Here is a 13,872-nt window from a genome sequence, read left to right on the forward strand (position 1 = left end):
CGCCATTTCCGGCCCGGGGAGGGGCCGGGTGGGGAGGAGAAAAAGATTGACTCAGACGCAGTCAGGCGCTGAAGGGATGCAGTCTCTTCCGGCGCTGCTACACCGCAATGTGATTCAGTTCGGGGATGCCCCGGCCTATCGCGAAAAGGAATTCGGGATCTGGCAATGCTGGACCTGGGCCGAGGCGGCCAAGGAAATCCGCGCCATTGCGCTGGGGTTTCTTGAGATTGGCGTTGAGAAGGGCGACCATATCGCCGTCATAGGCCGGAACCGCCCGGCGCATTATTGGTCGATGGTTGCGGCCCAAATGGTGGGTGCGATTCCGGTGCCGCTCTATCAGGACGCGGTCGCCGAAGAGATGACATATGTGATGGAACATTGCGGTGCGAAATATGTCGTCTGCGGTGACCAGGAACAGGTCGATAAGGTCATCGAGATTCAGGAAAAAGTTCACCAGATCAAACACATCCTCTACACTGACAAGCGTGGGATGCGGAAATATGATCATTCCCAGATGAACGCGATGGACGACATCAAGGCCGAAGGCAGCGCAGGTCATGCGCGCTTTGATGCCGAGCTGGATGCGCGTATCGCTGCGATCACCTATGACGACACTTGTGTGATGCTGTATACCTCGGGCACCACAGGCAAGCCGAAAGGCGTGGTGCTGTCGAACCGCAATGTAATCGAAAGCGCCAAGAATTCTGCAGAGTTTGACCACCTGACCCGGAATGAGGACATCCTGTCCTATCTGCCAATGGCTTGGGTAGGTGATTTCATCTTTTCCATCGGTCAGGCCTATTGGTGCGGGTTCTGTGTAAACTGCCCCGAAAGCGCTGACACGATGATAACCGACCTGCGCGAGATCGGTCCGACCTATTTCTTTGCCCCGCCGCGGGTATTTGAAACGCAGCTGACCAACGTCATGATCCGGATGGAAGATGCGGGCAAGCTGAAGCAGCGTATGTTCCACCATTTTATGGCCCATGCCAAAAAGGTGGGTGGGTTACTGCTGGATGGCAAAGCGGTTGGGTTTGGTGATCGGATTAAATACGCGCTGGGCAATCTGCTGGTCTATGGGCCGCTGAAGGATACGCTGGGGTATGGCCGGTTCCGGGTCGGTTATACGGCAGGCGAGGCGATCGGGCCTGAGATTTTCGATTTCTACCGCTCGCTGGGGATTAACCTGAAGCAGCTTTATGGGCAGACCGAGGCGACGGTCTTCATCACCGTGCAACCCGATGGCGAGGTGCGCGCCGATACGGTTGGTGTGCCCGCGCCAGATGTCGAGCTGAAGATCGCCGAAACGGGCGAGATCTACTATCGCTCGCCAGGTGTGTTTGTCGAATATTACAACAACCCGGACTCGACCGCCTCGACCAAGGATGCCGAGGGTTGGGTGGCCACGGGTGATGCCGGGTTCATTGAGGAAAGCAGCGGTCATCTGCGGATCATTGATCGGGCCAAGGACGTCGGAAAAATGGTCGATGGCTCGATGTTTGCGCCGAAATATGTTGAGAACAAGCTGAAGTTCTATCCCGATATTCTTGAGGTCGTGCTGTTCGGCAATGGCAAGGATCGCTGCGTGGCGTTCATCAATATCGACCTTACCGCCGTGGGGAATTGGGCCGAGCGCAACAACGTCGCCTATGGGTCCTATCAGGAACTGACGGCACATCCGCAAGTGTTAGAGACAATCAAGTCCCATGTGGAAGCGGTCAACAAATCGGTCGCCGCCGATGAAATGCTGTCGGGCTGCCAGGTGCATCGCTTTGTGGTGCTGCACAAGGAACTGGATGCGGATGACGGCGAGATGACCCGAACCCGCAAGGTGCGCCGGGGCTTTGTCGAAGAGAAATTCCACGACATCATCACCGCGCTTTATGACGGGTCTTCAAGCGTTTCGACCACGACCGAGGTGACCTATGAGGACGGCCGCAAGGGCTCGATCAGTGCCACGCTTGAGATCGTGGATGCGCCGGTTGTAACGGTCGCGCAACACAAGGTAGCGGCGGAATGAAGTCCGGTCCTGCGCCGCTCGACCTATGGTCATCGCCCGCCCGCCATTCCGTGTATTGCGTAAGTCAAGGAGGGGCTGATGTTGGATAGTTCCGAAGGATATGTCACCGAAGACGGCCGCAAGATCGGCGGCGTCGTGATGGAGATGAAGAACATCACTCTGCGCTTTGGCGGTGTGGTGGCGATCAAGGATATCTCGTTCGACATCCGCGAGGGTGAGATCCGCGCCATTATCGGGCCGAACGGGGCGGGCAAATCGTCGATGCTGAACGTAATCTCGGGGTTCTATGTCCCGCAAGAGGGCGAGGTCTGGTTTCACGGGGCCAAGCGCCCTCCAATGCGGCCCTATGAGGTCGCGCGGCAGGGGATTGCACGAACATTCCAGAACATCGCCCTGTTCGAAGGGATGAGCGTTTTGGACAACGTCATGACCGGGCGCCTGAACTATATGAAGACAAATATCCTGCAGCAGGCTTGGTGGAAGGGTAAGGCCGAGGCCGAAGAGACCGAAAACCGTGAGGCGGTCGAACGGATCATCGACTTTCTCGAAATCCAGCATATCCGCAAGACGCCCGTTTCACGCCTGCCCTACGGCTTGAAAAAGCGGGTCGAACTGGCCCGGGCGCTGGCCGCTGAACCCAAGCTGTTACTGCTGGATGAGCCGATGGCCGGGATGAATGTTGAAGAGAAAGAGGACATGAGCCGCTTTATCCTCGACGTGAATGATGAATTCGGCACCACCATCGCCCTGATCGAACATGACATGGGCGTGGTGATGGATCTGAGCGATCGGGTGGTCGTGATGGATTACGGCAAGAAGATCGGCGACGGCACGCCTGATGAGGTGCGCAACAATCAGGAAGTCATCGATGCCTATCTGGGGGTGAGCCATGACTGATCTACGGAACGGGCTGAGAAAATTCGACGAATTTTCCCGGATGACGCGCCAGATGAAATCTGTTCGGAGGACATAGGATGCCTGAACAACTCGTATTTGCGATGGAAGTCATCCTCAACGGTCTTATGGCCGGGGTGCTCTATGCGCTGGTCGCGCTGGGCTTTGTGCTGATCTACAAGGCGTCAGGGATTTTCAATTATGCGCAAGGGGTTATGGCCCTGTTTGCCGCGATGACTCTGGTCGGGATCATGAACGGGCAGGTACCGTTTGCACATCTGATCAATGCGACTTTCGGGACGCATATCCATTACTTTGGCTGGAGTGTCCCTGCGCTGCTGGCGATTATTCTGACTATGGCGGTGATGGTTCTGCTGGCTTGGGCCGTGCAGCGGTTCGTGATGCGTCACCTGGTTGGCCAAGAGCCGATCATCCTGTTCATGGCCACCATCGGGCTGGCCTATTTCCTTGAGGGCGTGGCCGACTTGATGTGGGGGTCCGAGATCAAGACGCTGGATGTAGGCCTGCCGCAGGGCATCAACCTCTGGCTCGATGAAGCGACCTTTAACGTCTTCGGCTATGGGTTCTTCATCGACAATCTGGACATTGTGGCAACGGTAATTGCGGCGCTGCTGGTGGCGGCGCTGGTTGTGTTCAGCCAATATACCAAGCAGGGCCGGGCGATGCGCGCTGTGGCGGATGACCATCAGGCGGCGCTGTCGGTGGGGATTTCGCTGAATTTCATCTGGATCATGGTCTGGTCTGTGGCCGGGTTTGTAGCGCTGGTCGCGGGCATCATGTGGGGCACCAAGTCTGGCGTGCAGTTCTCACTGTCGCTGATCGCGCTCAAAGCGTTGCCGGTGCTGATGCTGGGCGGGTTTACCTCGATCCCCGGAGCCATCGTCGGAGGGTTGATCATCGGTGTGGGTGAGAAACTGTTCGAGTTCGCCATTGGCCCGATGGTTGGCGGTGCGACCGAGAACTGGTTTGCCTACGTGCTGGCATTGATCTTTCTGGTCTTCCGACCACAGGGCCTGTTTGGGGAGAAGATCATTGAAAGGGTTTAGGAACCGCGTGATGTTCGCCGCTGGGGTTGCATGTGTTGCGGCTGTGCTTTCCGGCATCGCTGCGCAATCCAGTGGCAGATATCGAGGCCCCGGTGTTGATGCGGGGTTGGATCTGCTGGGAACCATCGCTCTTATGGGCCTCTCTGCGATTGCCATGTTCCTTTTGGTGATGTGGTTCACCTGGTGGGGCTCGTGATGACCAAACTCATCGCCATTCTCAACGTTATCGCATGGGCCGGGTTCTGGGCGTTTGGGTATATCGCCCTGACCTCGGACGATCTGACCGACAGCCAACTGACGATTGCCGCGATCCTGGCTTTTGCCGGGTTGGTCACGGGTGTCATGGCCTACATGAAACTTGTGCGCGCCTCAGAGGCGAGCGGATATGCCAAAGGCTCCAGCCAACTGAACACTGTCGCCCGCGACCGGGCGCAGGAAGAATGGGGAAAGTAAGACATGTTTTATCGCGAGGCCGGAGATTTCAAAACCTCTTACGTGGAAGACAGCCAGACCTTTCCGATCAAATTTGACCGGTATCGGTACTATGTGGTGCTGGCAGTGGCATTTGGGATCATTCCATTCATCATCAATGACTACTGGGCGAACGCGCTGCTGCTTCCGTTTCTGATCTATGCGATCGCCGCCATCGGATTGAATGTATTGGTTGGCTATTGCGGGCAGGTGTCGCTGGGTACCGGTGGGTTCATGGCTGTGGGAGCCTATGCCTGCTACAAGCTGATGACCGCCTTTCCCGAAGTCAGCATGTTCATCCATGTCATCCTTGCGGGCGGGATCACCGCCATTGTCGGTGTTCTGTTCGGATTGCCTTCGCTTCGGATCAAAGGGTTCTATTTGGCCGTGGCCACGCTTGCGGCGCAGTTCTTTCTGGTGTGGCTGTTCAACCGTGTGCCGTGGTTCTACAACTACTCGGCATCTGGGCAGATCAACGCGCCCGAGCGGGATGTGTTCGGCATCATCATCACAGGCCCGAATGCTCCGGCCTGGGCAACCTATCTGTTCTGCCTGATCTTCCTGACCTTCTGCGCCATCATTGCACGGAACCTGACTCGGGGAACGACCGGCAGGACATGGATGGCGATCCGCGACATGGATATCGCGGCCGAGATCATCGGGGTAAACCCGCTCAAGGCAAAACTGACCGCCTTTGCTGTCAGCTCATTTTTTGTGGGTATCGCGGGGGCGCTATTCTTTGCGGTCTATCTGGGCGCGGTTGAGGTTGGCGAAGTCTTTGGCATCCAGAAATCGTTCCTGGTCCTATTCATGGTCATTATCGGCGGATTAGGGTCTATCTTCGGCTCCTTCGCCGGGGCAGCATTCTTGGTATTGCTGCCGGTTGTTTTGAAGGTGGTCGGTGTCGATCTACTGGGCTGGCCCACTGATATCGTTGCGCATCTCAATCTGGTGATCGTCGGCGCACTCATCATCATGTTCTTGATTCTGGAACCGCATGGGCTGGCGCAGCTTTGGCGTGTGGCGAAAGAGAAACTCAGACTCTGGCCGTTTCCGCACTGACGGGCAGGCCCAAAGACAAGACGGGTGCAAAGCCCGAATTCAACATCGGACCAATCAAGGGAGGAGACACCCGATGAAGACGAAACTGGCAACCCTGGCGCTGGGCGCCATGATGGCCGCAGGTCCGGCCATGGCCGACCTTGTGTTCCCGTCGCTCAGCTATCGGACGGGACCATATGCGGCAGGCGGTATCCCGTTTGCTGACGGCTATGCCGATTATTTCACACTGCTCAACGAGCGTGATGGCGGCATCGGAGGTGTTTCGGCCAATGTGATCGAATGCGAAACCGGCTATAACACCGAAAAAGGCGTGGAATGCTATGAATCCACAAAGGGCGAAGGCGCCTTGGTATATCAGCCATTGTCGACCGGCATTACATACCAGCTGATCCCAAAAGTGACCGCAGATGGCATTCCGCTGCACACGATGGGCTATGGCCGGACCTCTGCTGCGAACGGCAAGGTATTCAGCCACGTGTTCAACTATCCGGCCAACTACTGGAACGGAGCGTCGGGCGCGATCAACTATCTGCTTAGCGAAAACGATGGTGACCTGAACGGTAAGAAAATCGCACTGGTCTATCACAACTCGGCCTATGGCAAGGAACCGATCCGCACGCTGGAGACCCTGGCTGAAAAGCACGGGTACGACCTGACGCTGCTGCCTGTTGACCACCCCGGTCAGGAACAGAAATCGCAGTGGCTGCAAATTCGCCGCGAAAAGCCTGATTATGTAATCATGTGGGGCTGGGGCGTGATGAACCAGGTCGCGGTGCAGGAAGCTGCGAACATCCGCTTCCCGATGGAAAACTTCATCGGTGTCTGGTGGTCTGGCGCTGAATTTGACGTGCAGCCCGCGGGCGACAAGGCAAACGGCTATAAGGCACTGACCTTTACCGGGCTGGGCATGGACTATCCGGTCTATGACGATCTGCAGAAATACGTGGTGGATGCAGGCAAAGCGGCGGGTGCGGGCGATCAGCTTGGCTCGGTTCAGTATAACCGCGGTCTCTATGCCGCCATGCTGGCCGCTGAAGCTGTGAAGACTGCGCAGGGAATCCACAATACCGCTGATATCGACGCATCCATGATGCGCGATGGTATGGAGGCGCTGGAAATGACCAACGCCAAGATGGAAGCGCTGGGCATGACCGGTTTCGGGCCTGAATTTTCGGTCTCGTGCGAAAATCACGGCGGACCCGGCCTTGTCGGCGTTGTGCAGTGGGATGCTGCGGCCGGAACCTGGAACCCGGTTCAGGACTTCCAGCCGACCGATGCAGATGTGATCAACACGTTGATCGAAGAAGATTCCGCAGCCTATGCAGCGGAAAACAACATCACACCCGGGTGTGAATAATGGCTGGCCCCGGTCTTGATCCGGGGCCGCGAAACTGACCAGAGCGGCGGGCAGCCGCCGCTCTATCCCAACGGTCCCTCGCGGGACAGTCATGAGGACACGCGCTGATGCTGGATGCGGCACAAACCACTGACGTGCAGGCGGAAACCCTGCTTGAGGTCAACAATATCGAGGTGATCTACAATCATGTGATCCTTGTGCTGAAAGGCGTCAGCCTAACGGTGCCCAAAGGGGGCATTACGGCCCTGCTGGGCGGCAACGGGGCAGGCAAGACCACCACGCTCAAGGCTGTGTCGAACCTGCTGCATTCGGAACGGGGCGAAGTCACCAAGGGATCAATCAAGTATCGCGGGACCAGCGTGCATGAAAGCGATCCTGCAGATCTGGTGGAAAAAGGCGTCATCCAGGTGATGGAGGGCCGCCATTGTTTCGAACATTTGACGGTCGAGGAAAACCTGCTGACCGGCGCCTATACCCGCAAAGATGGTAAGGCCGCGATCCAACAGGATCTGGACCTTGTTTACACCTATTTCCCACGTCTGAAGGAACGCCGCCGCAGTCAGGCGGGTTACACGTCGGGCGGAGAGCAACAGATGGTTGCGATGGGTCGCGCGCTGATGTCGCGGCCCGAGACGATCCTGCTGGATGAGCCGTCCATGGGACTGGCCCCGCAGCTTGTCGAAGAGATTTTCGGCATCGTCCAAGATCTGAACGAAAAAGAGGGCGTCTCGTTTCTGCTGGCTGAGCAGAACACCAATGTGGCGCTCAGGTTCGCACATTATGGCTATATTCTTGAATCCGGCCGCGTTGTGATGGATGGCCCAGCTGCCGAGCTGCGCGAAAACCCCGATGTTAAGGAATTCTATCTGGGCATGTCGGATGACGGCCGCAAAAGCTTCCGCGATGTGCGCTCATACCGCCGCCGCAAGAGGTGGCTGTAGGCGGATGGAGGATTTGGCGATGACGAAATTCTACGATGCGCTAGAAACCCGCTCGGCCGACCAGCGCGCCTCTGAACAGGCTGAGGCGTTGCAGGTACAGATCACGCGCGCGAACTCGGCTCCGGGGTTTGCAGCGCATATGGCGGATGTTGATACGGCAGCTGTAAAGTCGCTGGACGACCTTGTGAAGCTGCCAGTTCTGCGCAAGTCCGATATGGCTAAGGCGCAGGCTTCGCGCCCGCCCTTTGGCGGGTTTACCGTCAAACCGGCCCGGCATTTCCATCATGTTTTTCAGTCGCCCGGCCCGATCTATGAGCCCGGCAGCACCGATCACGACTGGTGGCGGATGGGGCGGTTCCTGCACGCAGCAGGCGTCGGGCCCGGAGACATCGTTCAGAATTGCTTTGGCTATCACCTGACCCCGGCGGGCATGATCTTCGAAAGCGGCGCGCGGGCGGTGGGGGCTGCTGTGCTGCCTGCCGGCACCGGCCAAACCGAACTGCAGGTAACCGCCGCGCGCGATGTCGGCTGCACCGCTTATGCGGGCACACCGGATTACCTCAAAGTCATTTTGGACAAGGCCGATGAGATGGGCGTGGCACTGGATTTCGTGACTGCCGTTGTTGGCGGCGGTGCTTTGTTCCCGTCTTTGCGTCAGGAATACGCCAATCGCGGTATCGCCTGTCTGCAATGCTATGCCACCGCCGATCTGGGCAGCATCGCTTATGAAAGCCCGGCGATGGACGGGATGATCATTGATGAGCATGTCATCGTCGAGATCGTCACCCCCGGAACCGGAAACCCGGTCGCGCCGGGTGAAGTGGGTGAGGTTGTCGTGACCTCACTGAACCCCGATTATCCGCTGATCCGGTTTGCCACCGGTGATCTGTCGGCGGTTCAACCTGGTCAGTCACCTTGCGGTCGCACCAACATGCGCATCAAGGGCTGGATGGGACGCGCGGATCAGACAACCAAGATCAAGGGTATGTTCGTGCGCCCTGAACAGGTCGCGGCGCTGGTCGACAAGCATGATGAAATCGTCAAGGCGCGCGTCATTGCCGCCCGCCAGGGTGAGATGGACACGATGACGGTTCAGATCGAAAGCACCGGCGGAAATGACTTGGCTTACGCGAAATCCGTCGTCGAGGTGCTGAAGCTGAAAGGCGCGATCGAAGTCGTGGCGCCGGGATCGCTGCCGAAAGATGGTTTGGTGATCGAGGATCAGCGCGTCTACGAATGAAGGCTGTGCAACTCTGCGGCAGTATGTGTCGCAGATTTGTTTCGCTGCCCACTGGTGTTTCCGAGCGTTTTGGTCGATTAAAGACGGACTCTGCGCCTTAGCCAGTTAAAGCCGGGATCATGGCCGATATTGAAATCTCTGAGCACGGAAGGCGCAACCGCGGCGCTGTAGGTACACGCCTCGTCGGCGTGGTGGCCTGCCTTGTGGCGGCAGCCTGCCTGTTGCCGATGCTTGCGGTTGTTCTGGCCGCAACGACGGGTGGCACGGATACGGTTTCGCATCTCCTGGAAACTGTTCTGCCCGGCTATGCGATGACGACACTGATACTGGTCGTGCTGGTGGCCACGGGCACGTTTTCCATCGGCGTGGGCGCAGCTTGGCTCGTGACGATGACGCGGTTCCCCGGCGTGCGCATTCTGGAAATTGCGTTGGTGCTGCCGCTGGCCTTTCCGGCCTATGTGCTGGCCTATGCCTATACATTCATTCTTGATCACCCGGGCATCGTCCAGACCACCCTGCGTCAGGTAACGGGCTGGGGCCCGCGCGACTATTGGTTCCCCGAGATTCGGTCGACCGAGGGTGCGGCAGTGATGTTGATCTTAGTCTTGTATCCTTACGTCTACCTGCTGGCCCGGGCCGCTTTTCTGCAGCAGAGTGCAACGGCCTTTCTGGCAGCGCGCGCGTTGGGCAAAAGTCCGTGGCTGGCCTTTTGGCACGTTTCGCTGCCGATGGCGCGTCCCGCGATTGCGGGTGGCGTGCTACTTGCCATCATGGAAACCATCGCCGATTTCGGCACCGTGGCCTATTTCGGGGTGCAGACATTTGCCACGGGTATCTATACCAGTTGGTTTTCGATCGGTGATCGGGTGGGTGCGGCGCAGCTGGCTCTCTGCCTTCTGGGCTTTGCGCTGGTCATGGCCGTGGCAGAACGGATGCAGCGCGGGAAGGCCAAATACTATCAGGCAGGCAAAAGCCACGCCTCGCTGCCATCCGCCCGGCTGAAGGGCTGGCAAGCGGGCGCGGCTTTTGCCCTGTGTGCCATACCGGTGCTGTTCGGATTTCTGTTGCCGGTGTTCATTCTGGTTCAGATGGGGATGGAGTCCGAACAGAACCTTCTGTCACGGCGCTATCTCGGGTTCATTCAGAATTCGCTGACGCTGGCCGGTGTGGCGGCGTTTGTCACGGTCTTTGCGGCCATCAGCGTTGGGTTCTTTCAGCGATTGCGGCCGGGGAGGGTGTCCTCTGGTGCCGGGTACATGGCGCGGCTGGGCTATGCGGTTCCAGGCGGTGTGATCGCCGTCGGGCTGATGGTGCCTTTTGCCAGTTTCGATAACGCACTGGATGCATGGATGCGGCAGAATTTCGACCTGTCGACCGGGTTGCTTGTTACCGGTTCGATCTGGCTGTTGGTAGCCGCTTATATGGTGCGGTTTCTGGCCGCCGCGCTCAGCGCATATGAGGGAGGGCAGAGCACGGTGCATGCCAATATGGATGCGGCCTCGCGGTCTTTGGGGCAGACGCCGCTGGGGACGTTGCGCCGGGTGCATTTGCCGCTTCTGACGCCGTCGCTGCTGACCGCGCTGCTGATCGTCTTTGTGGACGTGATGAAAGAACTGCCCGCGACCCTGATCATGCGACCTTTCAACTTTGATACGCTGGCGGTGCAGGCCTATCGGCTGGCATCAGACGAACGGCTTGAGGGCGCCGCCGTGCCCTCGTTGGTGATACTTGCAGTGGGGTTGTTGCCGGTGATCCTGATCTGCCGACAGGTTGGGCGACAGCGCTAGCACCGACGAAAAAGTCACACCCGATTGCGGATAGGCTTGATTCGAACACGTTTTCCGGCAAGGCTTGGGGCATGAACATGCAGCCTCCCAGCCGGTTTTCTGCAAACTCGACCCAGATGCCTGTCGCGTTTGACCGCCACGAGATGTCTCATATCCTTTCTGTCTATGGCCGGATGGTCGCCGCCGGAGAATGGCGCGATTACGGGATCTCGAACCTGCGTGATATGGCGGTGTTTTCCATCTTCCGCCGCACGGCAGAGCATCCGATTTATCGGGTCGAAAAAGATCCGCGTCTGCGCTCCCGGCAAGGGATGTATTCGGTGGTCGGTATGGATGGCCGCATCCTGAAGCGCGGCCATGATCTGCGCACGGTGCTGCGGGTGTTGGAGCGCAAGCTGATACGGTCGGTTGACCTGGATTAGAGCCTTTTTTGGGCCGTCACAGGCCCATCGCCCTGTTCCAGAATGCGCGTGATTGCAGCATCCATCGGCTCAAAGGTTACATCCATGTGGAACGCGTTTGCATGCAGCAGCATATTGTCACCGTAGACCCAGGCAACATGCCCTTTCCAGAACAGCAGATCACCGCGCTGAGCAGGTGTGCCAGGGGTCAGCGCCTGACCCAGATCACGCTCCTGATCGCCACTATCACCGGGGCAGGGCAGCCCACAAGCCAGCATTCCGGCCTGAACCAGACCTGAACAATCAAGCCCGAACCGGCTGTTGCCGCCCCAAAGATAGGGCGTTCCCAGAAACAGTTCGGCCACGGCGATCGGATCGGTCAGGGTTACGTTGATCTGTTTGGCGTGTATGGCCGGGATAAAGCCTAGCTCCGTCTCAATAAATCCATTCTGTTCGGACATTGTCTGAACCTTGCTGCCAAAGCTTAACGAGGTTCGGTCCCGGGATTTCATGTTCGGTTGCTCATAGGCATGTGTTGACGGTGCCGTGATCCAGTGCGTGGCAGGCACATCTGGGGCCAGACAGTCTGACCGGACCCAGCCCGCATAGCCGTCCTTGTCCGAGGTGATCCGGCTCCAGCCGTTGTTCTCTTCATGCGTGCAAACACCATCTCCATACAAAAGCTGGCGATCTCGCGGCCCGTCCGGGGCGCGCAACAGGTCGATGACCGGTTGTATGATGCGGTGCCGGGTCAAAGGCCCAAAATTTCAGGCAGGGCAGTCAGCAGGGCGCGGGGCCCCTGACCGAATCCGCCCTTGCTGCGTCCGGGTTCTTTGCTGCGTTGCCACGAGAAGATGTCGAAATGCATATAGGGACTGTCACCAACAAATCTGCGCAAGAACAAGGCGGCAGTAATCGAGCCTGCAAAACCACCCGCCGGTGCGTTATCCAGGTCCGCAATACCGGGTTCAATCAGACCCTCATAGGGGTTATGGAATGGCATGCGCCAGACAGGATCGGCTGCTCTGCCTGCGGCGCGGTTCAAGGCATCAGCCGCGGCATCGTTGTCGGTATAGAATGGTGCAAGATCGGCGCCCACCGCCACACGTGCCGCCCCGGTCAGTGTCGCCATCGAGATCACCAAATCCGGTTCGCCCTCATCCGCCAGCGCCAATGCATCGGCCAGAACCAAGCGCCCTTCGGCATCGGTATTGTTGATCTCAACGGTCAGCCCCTTGCGCGAGGTCAGGATGTCGCCGGGCCGGAAGGCGTTGCCCGCAACGGAATTCTCTACCGCCGGGATCAGCACGCGCAGCTGCACGGGCAGCTCTAGGGCCATGATCATCCGGGCCAGCCCCAGTACATTTGCGGCCCCGCCCATATCTTTCTTCATCAGCCCCATCGAGGCGCCGGGTTTCAGGTTTAGCCCTCCAGTGTCAAAGCAGACGCCCTTGCCGACAAGGGTCAGCTTTGGGCCTGTCACGCCCCAGTTCATCTCAATCAGACGGGGCGCTTGTGCGGCGGCGCGGCCAACCGTGTGGATCATGGGGAAGTTCTGCTCTAGCAGGGCGTCGCCCAGAACAACCTCGAAAGAGGCGCCGAATTCCTGTGCCAGGGCTTCGGCTGCGCTATGAAGCTGTTCCGGCCCCATATCAGAGGCCGGTGTATTGACCAGATCGCGGGTCAAGGCCTCGGCCCCGGCCAGAACCTCAAGCCGGGCGGCGTCGATCCCATCGGGGGCAACCAAACGGGCCTTGGCCGGGGATTGGCTGGCATAGCGGTCAAAGGCATAACCGGTCAGCAACCACCCCAGGCACTCTGTTTCCAGATCACCTTGGTCTATGCCCGATGCGATGTGATATGTGCCTTCGGGCAGGGCTTCGGCGGCGGCGGCCAGAGGAAAACGATTGCGGGCCCGACCTGTGGCTGTGCCATACCCCGCCAAAGCAGACTGTACCGCACCGTCAGCGCCCGGAATCAGCAAAACCTGTCCCAGCGCACCGGTAAATCCGCTGATTTTGGCCCAGGTCGTCACGGCTTCGGGCTGGCCCGCCAGCCAGTCGTCCAGACCTGGCTGCGCAATGACGTGAAGAGGAACAGATGGATCCGATGGTGATGCGAAAGACAGGGTCATGAAAATCTCGGCTGTTGCGGCTTATGCCCAACCTAGCCGTCCATGGACCGTCCGCAAGCCCTGTCAGACCGAAAGATCTTGCTGATCCCAGATCACAGTCAGCGATTTCTCACCCACTCTGATCAACCGCGACAGGGTGGCCCCGGCGGCGACCGAGTCGCCCGCATCCACATTTTGCGCCACATCATTCGCCACACAGGCCAGCGCCATCATTCCGATCTGTTCGGCAATGGCCACAATGGATCGCGCACATTTGCGCAGCCCGGCCCAGTCACGCTGTCTCCAGAACCGCTCGCAATTCGACAGGCGCACCGCCAATTCCTCGACCGTGCGACACAGCACGTCCAACGCGTTTTTCTCACCCAGTTGTCGATACAGCCCATTCAGACGATCCGAATCCAGCCGCACTGTTTCTTTGTGTTCAAGCGTGACGATCTTTTCCACCACATTCACCCCAATTCTATACGCCCCCACGGCATAGCCCGAATGTGGTGCGCA

14 protein-coding genes are annotated in these 13,872 nt (G+C 58.5%); 11 read left to right on the top strand and 3 right to left on the bottom strand.

All coding sequences use genetic code 11. The annotated features are described in order from the left end of the window. Positions 1-76 precede the first annotated feature (76 nt). The 11 genes from AC2FJW_RS18775 to AC2FJW_RS18825 all read left to right on the top strand — a co-directional run bounded on the left by AC2FJW_RS18775 (position 77) and on the right by AC2FJW_RS18825 (position 11,261). Positions 77-2,020, top strand: a complete 1,944-nt coding sequence (locus tag AC2FJW_RS18775; RefSeq protein WP_496751074.1) for an AMP-binding protein — start codon at positions 77-79, stop codon at positions 2,018-2,020. A 78-nt stretch (positions 2,021-2,098) separates the two neighbouring features. Next, a complete protein-coding gene (locus tag AC2FJW_RS18780) occupies positions 2,099-2,917 on the top strand; it encodes an ABC transporter ATP-binding protein (RefSeq protein WP_142637523.1) in 819 nt (272 codons plus the stop codon). A 77-nt stretch (positions 2,918-2,994) separates the two neighbouring features. Then, positions 2,995-3,981 (top strand): branched-chain amino acid ABC transporter permease, encoded by a 987-nt coding sequence (locus tag AC2FJW_RS18785; protein WP_142637525.1) that lies wholly within the window; start codon positions 2,995-2,997, stop codon positions 3,979-3,981. Between the two features lie 10 nt (positions 3,982-3,991). Beyond that, entirely contained in the window at positions 3,992-4,177 is a 186-nt protein-coding gene (locus AC2FJW_RS18790) for a hypothetical protein (RefSeq protein ID WP_496699049.1), read from the top strand. Continuing rightward, complete coding sequence (locus AC2FJW_RS18795; RefSeq protein WP_496693118.1) at positions 4,177-4,434, top strand: hypothetical protein; 258 nt, start codon at positions 4,177-4,179, stop codon at positions 4,432-4,434. The genes AC2FJW_RS18790 and AC2FJW_RS18795 overlap by 1 nt, the downstream gene beginning before the upstream one ends. 3 nt (positions 4,435-4,437) lie before the next feature. After that, positions 4,438-5,514: a branched-chain amino acid ABC transporter permease gene (locus AC2FJW_RS18800; protein ID WP_142637529.1), complete on the top strand. Its 1,077-nt coding sequence runs from the start codon at positions 4,438-4,440 to the stop codon at positions 5,512-5,514. Between the two features lie 73 nt (positions 5,515-5,587). After that, positions 5,588-6,871 (top strand): ABC transporter substrate-binding protein, encoded by a 1,284-nt coding sequence (locus tag AC2FJW_RS18805; protein WP_271950686.1) that lies wholly within the window; start codon positions 5,588-5,590, stop codon positions 6,869-6,871. 107 nt (positions 6,872-6,978) lie between these two features. Beyond that, positions 6,979-7,812, top strand: coding sequence for an ABC transporter ATP-binding protein (locus AC2FJW_RS18810; protein ID WP_271950688.1), 834 nt, complete (start codon positions 6,979-6,981; stop codon positions 7,810-7,812). 19 nt (positions 7,813-7,831) lie between these two features. Further along, positions 7,832-9,052: a phenylacetate--CoA ligase family protein gene (locus AC2FJW_RS18815; RefSeq protein WP_496751041.1), complete on the top strand. Its 1,221-nt coding sequence runs from the start codon at positions 7,832-7,834 to the stop codon at positions 9,050-9,052. 119 nt (positions 9,053-9,171) lie between these two features. Continuing rightward, the gene (locus AC2FJW_RS18820) at positions 9,172-10,839 is read left to right on the top strand and encodes an ABC transporter permease (protein WP_496751042.1); all 1,668 of its coding nucleotides are present in this window, start codon (positions 9,172-9,174) and stop codon (positions 10,837-10,839) included. Positions 10,840-10,910: 71 nt separating this feature from the next. After that, positions 10,911-11,261 carry a DUF2794 domain-containing protein gene (locus AC2FJW_RS18825; RefSeq protein WP_496751043.1) on the top strand — a complete coding sequence of 117 codons (351 nt, stop codon included), beginning with the start codon at positions 10,911-10,913 and terminating at the stop codon, positions 11,259-11,261. On the opposite strand, the gene AC2FJW_RS18830 is transcribed toward AC2FJW_RS18825, so the two are convergent. From AC2FJW_RS18830 to AC2FJW_RS18840, 3 genes are all read right to left on the bottom strand, one after another. Beyond that, on the bottom strand, positions 11,258-11,995 hold the full coding sequence (locus AC2FJW_RS18830) for a C40 family peptidase (RefSeq protein ID WP_496751044.1): 738 nt from the start codon (positions 11,993-11,995) through the stop codon (positions 11,258-11,260). The two genes, AC2FJW_RS18825 and AC2FJW_RS18830, sit on opposite strands and share 4 nt — an antisense overlap. After that, the gene (locus AC2FJW_RS18835; RefSeq protein ID WP_496699040.1) at positions 11,992-13,374 is read right to left on the bottom strand and encodes a leucyl aminopeptidase family protein; all 1,383 of its coding nucleotides are present in this window, start codon (positions 13,372-13,374) and stop codon (positions 11,992-11,994) included. Before AC2FJW_RS18835 ends, AC2FJW_RS18830 begins: the two co-directional genes overlap by 4 nt. Positions 13,375-13,437: 63 nt before the next feature. Next, positions 13,438-13,827, bottom strand: coding sequence for a hypothetical protein (locus tag AC2FJW_RS18840; protein ID WP_496690522.1), 390 nt, complete (start codon positions 13,825-13,827; stop codon positions 13,438-13,440). Positions 13,828-13,872 lie beyond the last annotated feature (45 nt).

The sequence above is a fragment of the Ruegeria sp. CDSA020 genome (assembly GCF_059612345.1).